Origin of the sequence: Luteibacter sp. dw_328 (genome assembly GCF_018449605.1) — a bacterium.
In the GTDB taxonomy this organism is placed as follows: domain Bacteria; phylum Pseudomonadota; class Gammaproteobacteria; order Xanthomonadales; family Rhodanobacteraceae; genus Luteibacter.
The window spans coordinates 415,952-432,034 of the sequence record NZ_JAAVUW010000001.1 but is presented as its reverse complement, the minus strand read 5'-3'; the positions used below and the strand labels follow the sequence as shown (position 1 = coordinate 432,034).

Sequence of the window (16,083 nt, the reverse complement as noted above, 5' to 3'; positions counted from 1 at the left end):
AACGCCATGTCCGGGCCACTACCCCGCAGCCTCGTCGCACTGTTCGCCTGCGCGAGTGGTCTGAGCGTCGCCAATGTCTACTATGCCCAGCCCTTGCTGGACGCTCTGGCCGACGATTTCTCGATCAGCCGTGCGGCCATCGGCAGCGTCGTACTGGCCACGCAGGTCGGCTCCGCGCTTGCCTTGCTGCTTCTCGTGCCCCTGGGCGATCTGTGGAATCGCCGACGGCTCATGCTGGCCCAGGCCCTGACCCTCGCGCTGGTGCTGATCGGCGTGACCCTCGCCTCGTCACCGTGGGCACTGCTGGCCGGCATGCTCGGCATCGGGCTGCTCGGTACGGCGATGACACAGGGCTTGATTGCCTATGCGGCCTCGGCGGCCGCAGCGGACGAACGCGGTCGTGTCGTCGGCGCGGCACAATCGGGCGTGTTCGTCGGACTGTTGCTGGCTCGCGTTCTCGCCGGCGGCATCAGTGACCTCGCGGGCTGGCGCGCGGTCTACATGAGTTCGGCCGCGACCATGGTCATCCTGGCGGGCCTGTTGTGGCGCGCACTGCCCCGCCTGCCTGCCGCTTCCGAACCGCTGTGCTATCCACGACTGCTCGCCTCCATGATCGAGTTGCTGCGCACGGAACGCGTGCTTCGCGTCCGTGGAACGCTCGCCATGCTCATGTTCGCGGCACTGAATATTTTCTGGAGCGCGCTGGTGTTGCCGCTGAGCGGGTCACCCTACGGGTACTCTCATACGGCGATCGGCGCGTTCGGACTGGTGGGCGCCCTGGGCGCACTCGCCGCCGCACGTGCCGGTCGCTGGGCGGACCGGGGGCTCGGCGAGCGCACAACGGCCGTTGCGCTGGTGCTGTTGATGACAGCATGGGTTCCGCTGTCATGGATGAGCGCTTCGCTCGGGGCGCTCCTGGTCGGGATTGTCTTGCTCGATCTGGGTGCCCAGGCGATTCATGTAACGAACCAGAGCATGATCTTCACAAGACGGCCCGACGCGCACAGTCGTATGGTGGGTGTATACATGCTCTTTTACGCGTCGGGCAGCGGCCTGGGCGCCATCGCGACGACGTCGGTCTACGCGACGAGCGGATGGTCGGGCGTCTGCCTGCTTGGCGCCGCCGTCAGCCTGGCGGCCATGATTTTCTGGATCGCAACGCTTGAACGAGGAACCGCGCGTGGCCGAACAACCTGTACCCTCCGCGGCGAATAGTCAGCCCGATTCGGTGATCGTCGCCTGCCCCGTCGACGCGGCGCTCAATCGCGTGCCGCGTGTCAGGATGGGACAAGACCCGAAGTGCGGCACGTGCCATAACAGTCTCTTTCCGGGCAGGGCCGTCGAGATGACGGCGGCGAACTTCGAGCGACATACGCTGAAAAGCGAGTTGCCGGTGGTCATCGATTTCTGGGCCGCCTGGTGCGGACCCTGTCGCACGATGAGCCCGAATTTCGAAGCCGCCGCGAAGGTGCTCGAGCCGCGCGTCCGCATGGCCAAGCTCGATACCGAAGCCATGCCGGAGGTGTCCAGCCGTTATGCCGTCCGTAGCATTCCCACCATGATCATGATTCACAAAGGACGAGAAATCGCCCGAACATCGGGCGCCATGCCGACCCAGGCCATCGTGCAGTGGATCGGTAATGCGCTCTCTCAGGCTCATTTATGAAACGCATACTTCTACAGACCACCATCGAACCGACCGCAGACGACTGGAGCATCGCGCGCTTTTCGCTGCTTCGTGAATTGCTCGGCCGTGCGCGCGCGGCGGACGGCAAACCTCTCTACGACGTGGTGGCACGAGATCGAGGGGCGCCTCCCGGGTCGACCGACCCCGTCCTGGGCAGTCTCGACAGCAGCGATTTCGACCAGCTGTGGTTGTTCGCCGTGGATGTCGGCAACGGCCTGAATGACGACGAACGCGCGGCGATCGACCGGTTTCGTCAGCGCGGCGGCGGCCTCCTGGTCGCACGCGATCACATGGATCTCGGCTGCTCCGTCTGCGACCTCCAGGGCGTGGGCAAGGCCCATCACTTCCATACCCACAATCCGGATCCGGATACGACACGCCGCGTCATCGACGACCCGTACACCACGGCCATTCTCTGGCCAAACTTCCACTCCGGCGCCAATGGCGACTTCCAGGAGATCGCGCCCGTGGGTGACGTGCACCCGATCCTGGCCGATCCCGATGCACCCGGAAGTGCGCTTCGCTACCTGCCCTCCCATCCGCACGAAGGTGACGTCACGGCGCCGCCTGACGACGCCAGCGCTCGCGTGATCGCGACGGGAAAGAGTGAAGTGACCGGAACTCCGTTTGCCATCGCCGTGGCGTTCGAGCCGCAACCTGACGGCATGGGCCCGGCCGTGGCGCAATCGACGTTTCATCACTTTGCCGACTACAACTGGGACCCGGACCATGGGAAGCCGAGTTTTGTCAGCGAGGCGCCCGGCGGCACATTGCGTGCGACACCCGCGGCGAAGCGGTCGACGGAGCTTTATGTGACGAACCTGGCGCGGTGGTTGGGGCGGAAGGTTCGCAACTAGCCTTTCACGGGCATGGTCTATCCGTTCATCGCGGCAGCCTCTGACAGAAAGAGCTGCGCTTGCTTTCTCATGCCGCGAGAAACAGGCTCCCAGATCCTGTCAGGAAAACCAGCGGGCAAGCGTGACTCGACGTCGTCAAGAGCGCCCTCAACGCGTTCGACGAAGGCAACCATGGCCTCCCACACGGCAGGGCCGCCATTTTTCCGCGCCAGCGCGCGCCAGTGACGCGCATGAATCGTGAAGACATGGTAGTGCGCGTTCTTCGACCTAAGCGCCATCGCGAGGCGAACGTCGCGTGTGTGCAGCTGCCTGCTCTTCTTGCCGATATACGGCCATATGGACAAGACGTCGTATAAGGGGGTCATGTTGTAAGCATTCCCCTGTCGCAAAAAGATAGAAAAATTCTTTGCATGCCCGTCCGGGGCAGCCATCATCCAAAATGCCAGCTGTGCCAGTTGAAAGACGAGCCGGTCTGCTTCCGCATCTGAACTGCCTGAAAGCAACGTGAGTCCATCGGACATCGATGGGCCACCGTCGTCCTCATACTTCAGTCGGGGTGGCAAGCCAAAGGCCTGGCAGAAGTCTTCCTGCGGCAAACGGACGATCCACGAGTCATCAGATGCCCATACCCGATCGAAGCGTTCGACGATCAGGGCGCGCTGGTCCCCGAATGTCGCCATATCCGTGCGGGCTGCGGGGAGTCCGAGAGAATGGATGATTTGGGCGCAAAGCCACTCATTCTCGACCGAATCGAACATTTCGATCCGACTCGCATTGGCGATCACCCCCAAAGGAAGCTTGAAAATGTGGGTACTTGGCGTGGCGCCGAGCGGCCTGCACCACCTTCCGGCGATCAGGGCAAGCGCCGTTTTTTCTTGAGCACCCGCCAGTGAAATTCGAAAAGGAGGCGTCCCGTCACGGGCAAAGGCTGCCGGATCCATGGGGACAGAGCGAAGCGTCGCAGCGACCTGGGCCTCGCTCAGTGGTTCAGATACGACACGGTTCCAGCCATCTGGCACCGAGTTGTCGGGAAGTAACTGTACGGCGCCCACGCAGTCGCGACCGATCGCCTCGAGTAGCGTAAAGGCATCGAGCGAGCGGGTGCCGAATCTCCTGCCAATACGCTCGCGAATACGATCGTTGTCGGGCAACAGGTTATCGAAGTAATTCTCGACGACAGAACCGGTGACGGTGAGCGTCGGAGTGAACGGTAATGACAGGGAAAGGGGTCGCGCCCTGTCGGATTCCAGCCAGGACGGCGCATAGGCGAAGGTGTGAGACCCGCGATCGACCCGCCACATCCCAACGTGCTCACCGTTCATCCATGCGTTCAATGTCGCCATTACCAGTCACCCTTTCGGGATGTGATGGACTCCCCTGTCGCCTGAAGGCTCGGCGGTGAACCGCCCTCACGCAATACCAGGGAGACCCGGAGCGCCGAAAGGAGCTTCATTAACTGATCGATGCTGACGACGCCCGGGTTATTCTCGATCTCCGCGATTCTGGCCTGACCTACCCCGACGAGTTGACCAAGAGCCGCCTGCGTCAGTCCGCGCTCCTTTCGGAGTGCACGTAGATACTCGCGCAGCTGGTTTGAAATCTGGATGGGATAGTCCACGGAGGCACCTCAGACGGTCGCCGCAAATTATTGGCTATAGCCATTTTTTACCAGATATTGGCTCTGGTGTATAGTATCCATTTATTGGATATAGTAAATATTCCTGCTTGCAAGGACCCATCCCATGACCATCCAACTCTACGGTTTCTGGCGCTCGAACGCGGCGTTCCGTGTCCGGGTCGCTCTTGCGTTGAAGAAACTGCCCTTCGAAGAAATCGACATCGACATCTTGTCCGGACGACAGTTCGATCCCGACTACGCCGCGGTGAATGCGGGGCATGTCGTGCCCACCCTGGTTCACGACGGACACCGCATTTTCCAGTCTCTGGCGATCATGGAGTATCTCGACGAAATCCAGGCAGAGCCGCGCATCCTGCCGGTAGATGCAAAAGAGCGAGCCTATGCCCGGTCACTCGCCCTGGTTTCCGTCGCCGATGCCCATCCGTTGATCGTGCCGCGCGTGCGCAAGCAACTCGGCGAAGCATTCGGCGCCGATACGGCAGCGATCGAGGCATGGTGCAAGCATTGGACGACGGAAGGTCTTGCCACCTACGAACGGCTTCTTACGCGACGCCCCGCTGCACCGTTCGCACTGGGTGCCACGCCAACGATCGCCGATATCTGCGTCGCCGGTCAGATCGTCCTGGCCGAGCTTTATCAACTGGACGTTACGGCGTTTCCCCAGGTGACGGCACTGGGAAAGCGCTGCTTCGAGCTGCCGGCGTTCGCCGATTCACATCCGTTGCGGCAACCTGGAGCGAAGACTGCAAAGGTGCATCACTGAGGCAGGAACTAGCCGACGCTAAGCGCTTTCTCCAGATCGTCGTGCTCGAAGGCGCTCTCCATCCGGCGGATCTCCGCTTCACGACTACCTACCTCACGAGCGACATCCCGCCATGTCTTGGTCACCTCGGCCACGCCACGAATGATCTTGCGTGCCACGGATAGCTGAAGGCCAAAGAACCCTGAAGCGCTCTCGAGCAAATCGACCGAGCACGTCGCTTCGTCGAGATCGATGTTCGTTGCCAGGACACGTGCCTTCATGTCGACTGGTGTCGGATTCAGGTCGTACGCGGGCGACAGGATCCAGCCGTCACTTCCTTGCCACAGGAAACCGTGATTGCGTAGGTGATCGTCGACGTTCGAGATGAGGACACTGAAGACGACGCGGAGGTACAACTGCTCCGCATCGGCGCGCGCTCTTGCACCGTGTGCCGCCAGGGCGTCGGCAAGCTCGGGATAGCTACCGCGCTCGCCGTCACGTGCCCCGAGCATCGACATGGCGGAAAGGAACGGCGTACGAGCCGTGCCCCGGCGATCGAATCGACGCGACAAAAGGACCGCTTTTCCCGCGATCTGGACGAGCTCGTGATGAGGCGTTTCGATACCCGCACGCTCGGCAAGACGGAGAGCCACCTCTTCCCAGGTCTCGATGCTGTATTCGTCGTTGTCCTTGGGAAACTTCGCGATCGACAGGTGGTCATGCTGATCGATCACCGAGGCCTTTGGCCTTGCGCCGCCCAGTGAGGACCCAGGGGCGAAGATCAGCCTCAGATCCTCATCGGTTTCCTCGTCTCTCAGAAGTCGTTCGGTAACCTGAAGAAGACGACCCAGCTCCACAACGGGAGGAACGCCGCGATCGGGCGCCTGGAAGATGTCTTCCCCAACCCGGCGAAAACGCATGGCGCCAAGTCGAGTTTCGTCGGAGACGCCCAGTAGATAATCCAGCTCACCCAAGGTTCGCACACGACGTCCCGCGTGCTCGGCGTTTCGCCGTTCAGCGCGTTGCATGAGACGACGGCCCCAGGCATCGGGAGCCGAATCGCCCAGGGAGCCAAAAAGCGTCAAGCCCGGCGGTGGCGCAAACAGACCCTTCGTCAACCGAAGAGCAGGCTCGACGGAAAAGCAGACGTCGCTGCCTAGCCATTCATCGGCGTACTCGAAAGTCGCGGTTTCACCGCGGCCGGATGAATGGTGCCGAAGGAGACCTACGAGCCTGTTTGTGCCCTGGAGTTCAATGTGCACTTCGACATCAGACATCGCTCTTGCCTCCGCGAGGAAGTCTCACTCGCTTGGGAAGCTGGGCTGCGCCCAGGATCTGCCCTTGCGTGTCGGCGCTGACGTCGGCTAGGGCTGCCAGCCCGTCAAGCAGCCCTAGCGCATGGAGAACGGCGGCGTAAATACCCATGCCTACGGACGGGTCGCCATCCTCGACGCGCTGGAGCGTGGCGCGGGACGTGAAGGCGCGATCCGCCACCACCGCCATCGTTAGTTGTCGGCGACGGCGGGCGTCATGAATGTCGGCGCCGAGCTTCCGAAGCGCTCGACGCGCAGCGGCGGGAGCAGCATGCGGGGTGGGCATATGTACGCTTTGCGTGACATTAAGTGGATTTAAAGTATCACGAAGATTACATATTCTACCAATCTGGATCATGCGCGAGCTCGCGCGGGGTCCGGCACCACCTCAAGCAGCTTCGCCAAAGGCAAGGCACGCTGTATATCAGCGACCGCGCTCTGGACTGCCGCATCGGCGCTTTCAGCATCACGGACACACTCCAGAGCGAGGTGACCTTGTCGACCATCCGTGGCGGGTCAACCCCTTGGAGAGACCCGACTGTTCGCGAATAGGAACCTGTCCGTCAAGTAGAGAGCGGAGCGATCACTCCCACTCAATCGTCGCCGGCGGCTTCCCCGAGATGTCATAAACCACACGAGAAATACCGCGCAACTCATTGATAATACGAGTCGAGCATGTATCAAGGAAGTCGTACGGCAGGTGCGCCCAATGTGCCGTCATGAAGTCGATCGTCTCGACGGCGCGCAGCGCGATGACCCACTCATAGGCGCGACCGTCGCCCACCACGCCCACCGAGCGCACCGGCAGGAACACAGCGAACGCCTGGCTCACCCGGTCGTACAGACCATGCTTGCGCAGCTCTTCAATGAAGATCGCATCCGCACGCTGCAGCAGGTCGACGTACTCGGGCTTCACTTCGCCAAGGACGCGCACGCCCAGGCCGGGGCCGGGGAACGGATGGCGGTAGACCATGTCGCGCGGCAGGCCGAGCTCGACACCGATGCGGCGGACTTCGTCCTTGAACAGCTCGCGCAGCGGCTCGACCAGCTTGAGCTTCATGTGCTCCGGCAGGCCACCGACGTTGTGGTGGCTCTTGATAACGTGGGCCTTGCCCGTCTTGCTGCCGGCGGACTCGATGACGTCAGGGTAGATCGTGCCCTGGGCCAGCCATTTCACGTTCTCGAGCTTCGCCGATTCCTCGTCGAAGATCTCGACGAACAGGCGGCCGATGATCTTGCGCTTGGCTTCGGGGTCTTCCACGCCGGCGAGCGCGTCGAAGTAGCGCTGCTTCGCATCGACACGGATGACGTGCACGCCCATGTGCTCGGCCATGGTCGACATGACCTGGTCGCCTTCCTGGAAACGCAGCAGGCCGGTATCGACGAAGACGCAGGTCAGCTGGTCACCGATGGCTTTCTCGAGCAAGGCGGCCACGACCGAGGAGTCGACGCCGCCGCTGAGACCCAGGAGCACGCGGTCGCTACCGACCTGCTCGCGCACGCGGGCGACGGAATCTTCGATGATGTGGGCGGCGTCCCACAGCGTGGCCGACGCGCAGATGTCGACGACGAAGCGGCGCAGCAGTTCCAGGCCGCGCTTGGTGTGGGTCACTTCCGGATGGAACTGCACGCCATAGAAGTGACGCTCGTCGTCGGCCATGGCGGCCAGCGGCAGGCTCGATGTCGACGCCGTGGCGGCAAAGCCTTCCGGCATCGCGGTGACGCGGTCGCCGTGGGACATCCAGACGCCGAGCGACTCGCCCTCCTCGACCACGGTGTCGAACAGCGCGCAGCTGGCGAAGGTAATCGTGGCCGGACCGAACTCACGATGATGACCGGCTTCCACCTTGCCGCCGAGCTGCTCGGCCATGGTCTGCATGCCGTAGCAGATGCCCAGCACCGGCACACCCAGCTCGAAGACCAGCTGCGGCGCGCGCGGGGACTCGTCCTCGGTGACGGACTCGGGGCCACCGGAGAGGATGACGCCGCGCGGGTTGAAGCCGCGGATCTCGTCGGGCGCATGATCCCAGGCCCAGACCTCACAGTAGACGCCGATCTCGCGGATGCGGCGGGCGATCAGCTGCGTGTACTGCGAACCGAAATCGAGGATGAGGATCTTGTCGCTATGGATGTCGGTCATCGGGGCAGCCTGCAGTTCGAAAGTCTGAAAAAGCAGAACGCCCACTTGCGGCGGGCGTCCTGGGTCACCTGGAGCGAGCGCCTTAAGCGTCGGTCAGGCGGTAGTTCGGCGCTTCCTTCGTGATCTGGATGTCGTGCGGATGCGCTTCGCGCACGCCGGCACCGGTCACCTTCACGAACTGGGCCTTTTCGTGGATCTCGTCGATATTGGCCGCGCCCATGTAACCCATGGAGGCACGCAGGCCGCCCATCATCTGGTGGATGATGTTGTGCAGCGGGCCACGGTACGGCACGCGACCTTCGATACCTTCCGGCACGAGCTTGTCGGCGTCGGCTTCATCCTGGAAGTAGCGATCCTTCGAGCCAAGCTGCATGGCACCGATGGAGCCCATGCCGCGGTAGCTCTTGTAGGAACGGCCCTGGAACAGCTCGACTTCGCCCGGCGCCTCTTCGGTACCGGCGAACATGGAGCCGAGCATGACCGAGGACGCGCCCGCAGCGAGCGCCTTGGGGATGTCGCCCGAATAGCGGATGCCACCATCGGCGATCAGCGGGATCTCACCCTTGAGGGCCGTGGCCACCAGGTCGATCGAGGTGATCTGCGGCACGCCGATACCGGTGACGATACGTGTGGTACAGATCGAGCCCGGACCGACGCCGACCTTGACCGCGTCGACACCGGCGCCGAGCAGCGCGCGCGCCGCCTCACCCGTGACGATGTTGCCGGCAATGACCTGGACGTGCGGGTAATGCTTCTTGACCCAGCCCGCGCGGTCGATGACCGCCTGCGAATGGCCATGGGCGGTATCGACCACAATCACGTCCACGCCGGCATCGACCAGCGCTTCGATGCGCTGTTCGGTATCGCCACCGACGCCGACGGCCGCACCGACCACCAGGCGCTCGTGGGAGTCCTTGGCGGCGTTGGGGTTGTCGCGGGCTTTCTGGATGTCCTTGACCGTGATCAGGCCGCGGAGCTGGAAGCCGTCGTTGACGACGAGGACCTTCTCGATGCGGTTGCGGTGCAGCAGTTCCAGCACTTCGTCGTGCGAAGCGCCTTCCTTCACCGTGATCAGGCGGTCTTCCCGGGTCATGATGTTGCGGACCGGGTCGTCGTGCTTGCGCTCGAAGCGCAGGTCGCGGCTGGTGACGATGCCGACGAGCTTCTCGCCGTCGACCACCGGCACACCGGAGATGTTGTGTGCGCGGGTCAGCGCCATGACTTCGCCGATCGAGGTATCCGGGCGCACCGTGATCGGGCTGCGGATGACGCCGGCTTCGAACTTCTTCACCAGGCGCACTTCAGCGGCCTGGAGCAGCGGGGTCATGTTCTTGTGGATGATGCCGATGCCGCCGTTCTGCGCCATGGTGATGGCGAGGCGGGCCTCGGTGACGGTGTCCATGGCAGCGGACACGATGGGGATATTCAGGCGCAGACCGCGCGTGAAGCGCGTCGAAGTGTCCACGTCGCGAGGCATGACCGTGGAGTGGCCGGGTACCAGAAACACGTCGTCGTAAGTGAGTGCCTCAGCAAGGATGCGCATGAGCATTAGTCCCGCGAGTAAATCGCGGCATTATACCGTGCGTTGCAACAAAACGACACTACGCGTCGATGGCCTCGGCCGCCTCGAGCGTATTCTCCATCAAGGTCGCCACGGTCATCGGGCCAACGCCGCCCGGCACGGGAGTGATCCACGACGCCCGCTCGGCGGCGGGCGCGAACTCGACGTCGCCGACCAACCGTCCGTCCTCGAGCCGATTGATACCGACATCGATGACCACGGCGCCCGGCTTGACCCACTCACCCTTGACCAGCCCCGGCTTGCCGGCCGCGACGACGAGGATGTCCGCCTGACCGACAAATCCTTCGAGATTTTGCGTGAACTTGTGACAGCAAGTCACTGTACATCCAGCAATTAGAAGCTCAAGCGCGAGCGGCCTACCGACGTGATTGGACACACCAACGATCACGGCATGGCGTCCACGGACCGGATGATCGGTATGCCCAAGCAAGGTCATGACGCCCTTGGGCGTACACGGGCGCAGACCGAAACGACGCAGCGCAAGGCGTCCCACATTCACGGCCTGGAACCCGTCGACATCCTTACCCGGGTCGATGCGATCGACCAGCGCGTCTTCGTCGATATGGTCCGGCAACGGAGACTGCACGAGGATGCCGTGGACGGCGGGGTCGGCATTGAGATTGTCGATGAGAGCGAACAGCTCTTCCTGAGTCGTCGTCGCCGGCAGGTCGTAGCCGAACGACTCAAAGCCCACCTGCTGGCAAGCCTTACGCTTGTTCTTTACATAAACCGCGGAGGCCGGGTCCTCGCCAACCAGCACCACCGCGAGACCGGGCTTCCGTCGACCCTCGGCAACGCGCTTGGCGACCCGCCGCCCGATGTGCTCGAGCAGTTCGTGGGCGATGCGCTTGCCGTCGAGGATGCGTGCGGTCATGAAGGATCTGCCCTGCGAAAACGAGACATTATCGCTGCAAAGCCGCGTGCGTAGATAGCCGGGTCCGCGGAACCGGAGGCGTGCATACTTCCCGCATGACTCTAGATACCTTGCCCTATCCGCACGACCTCACCGACGGCGTCGTCAGCCTCCGCGCACATCGCATGGCCGATGCGCCGAGCCTTGCCGACGCCGTACGTGAGTCGGTTTCGACTGTCGGTCGCTGGCAAGACTGGTGCACGAGTTCCTATGACACCCCGGCGGCCGACAACTGGATCGGTATATGTCGGCAGGCGTGGTTCCTCGGCGAGGGTTTCGAAATGCTCATCGTCGACGCCAGCACCGATGCCATCCTCGGCGGCATGGGAGTCAATCACTTCAACCGCGAGCATCGCCTGGCGAACCTCGGGTATTGGGTGAGAGAGTCAGCGCAAGGTACTGGTATTGCAGGTCATTCTGGCCGACTTGCCGCTCGCTTTGCCTTCGAAACGGTAGGCATTTCGCGCCTTGAGATCGTGGTCGCGCACGACAACCTGGCGAGTCGCAGAACAGCTGAACGCATCGGAGGTACATTCGAAGGAATGTTACGTAACCGACTTGTTTTAAAAGGTAAATCAGTAGACGCAGCCATGTACTCCGTCATTCCCAGCGACCTGCTCGTGTAGGAGCCGATGCCTCGGTTCCTACCCCGCCGCTGCACACATTCGCTCGAGGTCGACGTAACCCGTAAACCGGGCGTCGCGGCTGCATCCCGGGCATGCCGGATCGCGCTTCAACGTCAGTTCGCGAAAACGCATGCCGAGGGCGTCATACGTGAGCAACCGTCCGACGAGAGGCTGACCGATACCCAGGATCAGCTTCATCGCCTCGGTCGCCTGCACCAGCCCAACCAGGCCCGGCAGCACGCCGAGCACGCCGGCTTCGCTGCAGTTCGGCGCGTCCGCTGCGGCGGGCGGCTCGGGGAACAGGCAGCGATAACACGGCGAATCCTCGCGGCGCGGATCGAACACGCTCGCCTGCCCCGTGAATCGCTCGATCGCCGCGTAGACCATGGGGATGCCGAGCCGGCGTGTCGCGGCAGCCAGGAGGTAGCGCGTCGCGAAATTGTCGGCGCCGTCGATGACCACCTCGTGGTCACCAATCAGAGCTTCCACGTTGTTCGCGCGCAGGCGTTCGTTCACGGCGCGCACGTGGATACGGGGGTTCAACGCAGCAAGCGTCATCCGCGCGGACTCGGCCTTGCTCATGCCGACGCGGGCATCCGCATGGACGACCTGACGATGCAGGTTGGAGCGCTCGACACGATCATCGTCGATGATGGTGATATGACCGACGCCGGCCGCGGCCAGGTAGAGCAGCGCGGGCGCACCGAGTCCACCCGCTCCGATCACGGCCACGCGGGCATCGGCCAGCCTCGCCTGCCCGGCTTCGCCCACCTGCGGCAGCAAGACCTGGCGTGCGTACCGCTCGGCGGCGTCGGCATCGAGCGAACCAGCAACCACCGGCAAGCCGGCAGCCTTCCAGGCGCCAACGCCACCCGCAACGGATGAGACGCTCCGATAGCCCATGCGCTGCAGGGCTTCGGCAGCAAGCAACGAGCGCTGGCCACTGCCACAGAGAAGAAGGATATCGCGGTCGCGGTCGGGCTCGGCCTGTTCGATACGCAGTTCGAGAAAACCGCGGGAGAGACCCAATGCGCCGATTGGCATGCCGCTGGCGCGCTCATTGTCCTCGCGGACGTCGACGAGCAACGCGCCACCCGCCTGCCGGATGAGTGCCTCGGCAGGGGCGACTTCAGGAACGCGGAGGCGCAGATCCGCCAGCCAGCGTTCCCGATCCAGACTTTCAGACATGCGAGGCTCCCCGATGAGGGCGACGCTTACTTTTCGCGTCGTTTCGCGTTACGAATCATGCGCTGGCGTTTCTGCTGCTGACTATCCGACAGGACATTCTTCTTGCCTGCGTACGGATTCTCGCCATCACGGAAATCGATGCGGATCGGCGTGCCTTCCAGCTTGTACCGCTTACGGAAGAAGCCTTCCAGGTAGCGACGATACGCCGGCGCGATGTGCTTGGTACGGCTGCCGTGGATGATGATCGTCGGCGGATTGTTACCACCGGGATGCGCGTAGCGAAGCTTCGGCGCATGGCCGCGAACCAGTGGCGGCTGATAGGCCTCGTAGGCTTTCTCGAGCGTGCGCGTCAGGTCACTGGAGGTGATGACCTTCGTCGCCGCCGCGTGTGCCCGAACGACAGCCTTCATCAGTTCGCTGAGGCCGGAGCCGTTGAGCGCAGAGATGAAGACGGTCTTCGCCCACTCGACGAAGGCCAGACGGCGGCCGAGCGCAGCCATGCACTGGTCGCGAGCGTACTTGTCCATGCCGTCCCACTTGTTGACGCAAATGACCAGCGCGCGCCCTTCTTCCATGGCGCCACCGATCAGGGTGAGATCCTGGTCCGCAAGATTCTCGCGGGCATCGATCATCACCACCGTAACCTGCGAGGCAGCAATGGACTGCAACGTCTTGATAACGCTAAATTTCTCGATGGCCTCTTCAACACGGGCACGACGACGGACGCCGGCAGTGTCGATCAGCGTGAAGCGCTTGCCATCTCGCAGGAGCGGCACGCGAATGGGATCGCGCGTCGTGCCCGCCACATTGGAAACGATGAGGCGCTCCTCGCCCAGCAGGCGATTGATCAAGGTGGACTTGCCCGCGTTCGGGCGCCCCACGATAGCGACACGGATACCCTGGTCGGCAAGGGCGGGGTCGTCATCGCGCTCGTCGGGCAGATGCGTGAGCGACCGCTCGACCAGCACGTCGATGCCGCGGTTGTGCGCCGCGGACATGGGCAGCGTTTCGGCCATGCCGAACGAGGCGAACTCGCCAAGTGCTACCGCTTCGTCCACACCATCGGTCTTGTTGACGACGACCATGACCGGCTTGCCGCTACGGCGCAGCTCATTGAGGATGCTGACGTCCTGTGGCAGCACGCCGTCACGGGCATCAACGACGAAGACCAGCAGGTGGGCTTCCTCGATGGCGAGGCGGACCTGGGTTGCCGTGAGGCCTTCGATGCCCTCATCGCTACCCGACAGACCACCCGTGTCCACGACCACGAAGGGCCGCGGACCAAGACGACAGACACCGTAGTGTCTGTCGCGAGTGACGCCGGGCATGTCGGCGACGAGGGCGTCCCTGCTGCGCGTCAGCGCGTTATAGATTGTCGACTTACCGACATTGGGGCGGCCGACCAGGGCGACGACGGGCAACATGGGAGGGGCAGTATTCCTGTGGATCAGTTCGTCGCGATGCGGTAGGCGCCGATATGGCCCTCGACATCTTCGACGTATGCGGTGTCACCCACCACAACGGGCTGGGCACGAATGGCTTTGCTGGACAGACGCTCGCGGGCGACTATCTTGCCGTCGCTGCCGTCGATCCAATGGAGGTGGCCGTCGAGATCGCCGACCACGACGTACTTGCCCTGCGCGGCAGGACCGGAGAGCCAACGGTACTTGAGGTCAGCCAGCTTCCAGATGCTGGCGCCGGTCGACTTGTCGAAGGCGAACACCTGGGAGTCGTCGTCCACACCGTAGATGGCGTTTTCGTGCACATCCAGCGAGGTGAAGGTCGAGAAGCCGTGGTTCCACAACGGGCGACCGCTGGGACCGTCGATCGCGGTCAGCTGACCATGATAGGCGGCGCCGTAAATCGTCGAGCCGTCGAGGACGAGCGCGCCATCGGCGTCGCTCAGGCGATCGATCTCGGTACGGCCTTCGCCGGTGGCGAGGGTCTGCTCCCAGAGCTTCTCGCCGTTGTCCAGACGGATAGCCGTGAGCTTGCCGGCATCGGTGCCCATGAACACGACGCCGTTGGCGACGAGCAGGCGACCATTGCCACGCAGGCTGAGCAGCGGTACCACCGCCTGATCGTAGGCCCAGCGACGCTCGCCGGTGGTGGCGTCGATGCCGTAGACGCGACCGTCGTTGCAGCGGACCACAACCAGATCGCCAACGATGACCGGCGCCGTGATGACTTCCGAGGAAACCTCGGCGGCCCAGCGACGCTCGCCATCCTTCGCGTTGATGCCGTAAAGATGGCCGTCGAGCGTGCCGATGGCGACGAGGTCACCCGATGCACCGGGACCACCCGAGAAACGGGCATCTTCACGCTTGGCGTCGCCCCACCCGAACCAGCCGTGCTGGCGGATGCTCTTGGACCACAACCTCTTGCCGGTAGCGGCTTCGAATGCCGCCATCTTTCCGTCGGTGCTGGCGGCGTAGACCACGCCGTCAGAGACCGTCGGACGCATGCGCACGCCGGATTCCGCCGCACCGTCGCCGATGCTGGACTTCCAGAGGCGCTCGACCTTGACGGTCGGCACGAATTTCTTGTCAAGCGGGGTCGGCGGCTCGACGTTTTCCTTCTTGAACGAATGGCAGCCGGCCAGTACGACCAGCGACGAAGTCAACGCGATTGCCCAAAAACGTTTCATGCACCCTGCTTCCCGGCCACTGCCAGATCATCGAGCTTCGTTTGAACCACACCGCGCTGCGGTGCGCTGTCGCCCATCGCGGCGATCGCCGCCTGATAGGCTTTGCGTGCGTCGTCGTGGCGTCCAAGCTTGACCAGCGCATCGCCACGGAGTTCCTGTGCGATCGCAGCGAACGACTTGCCTTGCATGGCGTCGACCGTCGCGATGGCTTCTTCTGCCTTGCCCTGGGCGAACTTCAGCTGCGCAATGCGCAGATCGACCAGGGATTTGAGCGTTTCGTCCTTGGCATGGGCCTTGGCCCATTCCAGGTCGCCACCGACCTTGTCCAGCTGACCTGCGAGCAGGTTGCGCTGGGCGCGTTCGCTAGCAGCAAACACCGACCACGCCGTGTCCGAGTAATCCTTCAACAGGTTCTCGGTGCGCACGTCGATTTCGGTGGTTTTGTTCTGGGCGACGGCAAGCTGCAACGCCGAATACTCACCGGCGGCGGCCTGTTCGTGACCGGCGCGGTGCGACTTCCACTGCTGCCAGCCGAAGATCAGGACCAGGCCGAGCACAATCCCCACGAGGATGGACACGCCATTCTTGCGAAGCCATTGCTGGACTCGCTCGCCCTGCTCGTAATCGTCGTATACGTCGAAAGACATGCAATCACCCACTGCGCTCCGCGCAGCCAAACTTTGGAGGGAACGAGCCCACACCGGCCATCAGGGATGGAGTGGCGTGGATCAATAGGTAAGGATAACCGA

Annotated in this window: 16 protein-coding genes; 5 read left to right on the top strand and 11 right to left on the bottom strand. The window is 63.1% G+C overall.

The annotated features are described in order from the left end of the window. Positions 1–6: 6 nt before the first annotated feature. Genes HB634_RS01970 through HB634_RS01960 form a run of 3 tightly spaced genes read left to right on the top strand, consistent with a single transcriptional unit; the run spans position 7 to position 2,544 of the window. A complete protein-coding gene (locus tag HB634_RS01970) occupies positions 7–1,215 on the top strand; it encodes an MFS transporter (RefSeq protein WP_213947315.1) in 1,209 nt (402 codons plus the stop codon). Beyond that, positions 1,181–1,666, top strand: coding sequence for a thioredoxin TrxC (gene trxC / locus HB634_RS01965; protein ID WP_345777447.1), 486 nt, complete (start codon positions 1,181–1,183; stop codon positions 1,664–1,666). The genes HB634_RS01970 and trxC overlap by 35 nt, the downstream gene beginning before the upstream one ends. Further along, a complete protein-coding gene (locus tag HB634_RS01960) occupies positions 1,663–2,544 on the top strand; it encodes a hypothetical protein (RefSeq protein ID WP_213947314.1) in 882 nt (293 codons plus the stop codon). Before trxC ends, HB634_RS01960 begins: the two co-directional genes overlap by 4 nt. Before the next feature lie 17 nt (positions 2,545–2,561). On the opposite strand, the gene HB634_RS01955 is transcribed toward HB634_RS01960, so the two are convergent. Next, entirely contained in the window at positions 2,562–3,887 is a 1,326-nt protein-coding gene (locus tag HB634_RS01955) for a type II toxin-antitoxin system HipA family toxin (protein WP_213947313.1), read from the bottom strand. Then, a complete protein-coding gene (locus HB634_RS01950) occupies positions 3,887–4,162 on the bottom strand; it encodes a helix-turn-helix domain-containing protein (protein ID WP_213947312.1) in 276 nt (91 codons plus the stop codon). Before HB634_RS01950 ends, HB634_RS01955 begins: the two co-directional genes overlap by 1 nt. 124 nt (positions 4,163–4,286) lie before the next feature. On the opposite strand from HB634_RS01950, the gene maiA reads away from it, so the two are divergent. Next, positions 4,287–4,946 carry a maleylacetoacetate isomerase gene (maiA, locus tag HB634_RS01945; protein ID WP_213947311.1) on the top strand — a complete coding sequence of 220 codons (660 nt, stop codon included), beginning with the start codon at positions 4,287–4,289 and terminating at the stop codon, positions 4,944–4,946. An 8-nt stretch (positions 4,947–4,954) separates the two neighbouring features. Here maiA and HB634_RS01940 read toward each other — a convergent pair whose 3' ends face one another. From HB634_RS01940 to folD, 5 genes are all read right to left on the bottom strand, one after another. Continuing rightward, positions 4,955–5,908 carry a HipA domain-containing protein gene (locus HB634_RS01940; protein WP_345777446.1) on the bottom strand — a complete coding sequence of 318 codons (954 nt, stop codon included), beginning with the start codon at positions 5,906–5,908 and terminating at the stop codon, positions 4,955–4,957. A 286-nt stretch (positions 5,909–6,194) separates the two neighbouring features. Next, entirely contained in the window at positions 6,195–6,524 is a 330-nt protein-coding gene (locus HB634_RS01935) for a helix-turn-helix domain-containing protein (protein WP_213947309.1), read from the bottom strand. Positions 6,525–6,821: 297 nt separating this feature from the next. Next, positions 6,822–8,378, bottom strand: a complete 1,557-nt coding sequence (gene guaA / locus HB634_RS01930; protein ID WP_213947308.1) for a glutamine-hydrolyzing GMP synthase — start codon at positions 8,376–8,378, stop codon at positions 6,822–6,824. An 82-nt stretch (positions 8,379–8,460) separates the two neighbouring features. Beyond that, the gene (gene guaB / locus HB634_RS01925; protein WP_063571355.1) at positions 8,461–9,921 is read right to left on the bottom strand and encodes an IMP dehydrogenase; all 1,461 of its coding nucleotides are present in this window, start codon (positions 9,919–9,921) and stop codon (positions 8,461–8,463) included. 58 nt (positions 9,922–9,979) lie between these two features. Next, positions 9,980–10,834, bottom strand: a complete 855-nt coding sequence (gene folD / locus HB634_RS01920; protein WP_213947307.1) for a bifunctional methylenetetrahydrofolate dehydrogenase/methenyltetrahydrofolate cyclohydrolase FolD — start codon at positions 10,832–10,834, stop codon at positions 9,980–9,982. A gap of 95 nt (positions 10,835–10,929) precedes the next feature. Here folD and HB634_RS01915 point away from each other — a divergent pair, with 95 nt between their 5' ends. Next, entirely contained in the window at positions 10,930–11,499 is a 570-nt protein-coding gene (locus HB634_RS01915; protein ID WP_213947306.1) for a GNAT family protein, read from the top strand. Positions 11,500–11,517: 18 nt separating this feature from the next. Here the strand turns inward: HB634_RS01915 and moeB are convergent, their stop codons facing one another. The 4 genes from moeB to HB634_RS01895 are packed head-to-tail and all read right to left on the bottom strand — an operon-like array spanning position 11,518 to position 15,981. Next, positions 11,518–12,687 (bottom strand): molybdopterin-synthase adenylyltransferase MoeB, encoded by a 1,170-nt coding sequence (gene moeB, locus HB634_RS01910; protein WP_213947305.1) that lies wholly within the window; start codon positions 12,685–12,687, stop codon positions 11,518–11,520. Between the two features lie 26 nt (positions 12,688–12,713). After that, entirely contained in the window at positions 12,714–14,111 is a 1,398-nt protein-coding gene (gene der / locus HB634_RS01905) for a ribosome biogenesis GTPase Der (RefSeq protein WP_213947304.1), read from the bottom strand. A 23-nt stretch (positions 14,112–14,134) separates the two neighbouring features. After that, positions 14,135–15,334 carry an outer membrane protein assembly factor BamB gene (gene bamB / locus HB634_RS01900; protein ID WP_063573538.1) on the bottom strand — a complete coding sequence of 400 codons (1,200 nt, stop codon included), beginning with the start codon at positions 15,332–15,334 and terminating at the stop codon, positions 14,135–14,137. Continuing rightward, a complete protein-coding gene (locus HB634_RS01895; protein ID WP_063573539.1) occupies positions 15,331–15,981 on the bottom strand; it encodes a tetratricopeptide repeat protein in 651 nt (216 codons plus the stop codon). Before HB634_RS01895 ends, bamB begins: the two co-directional genes overlap by 4 nt. Positions 15,982–16,083: the final 102 nt, after the last annotated feature.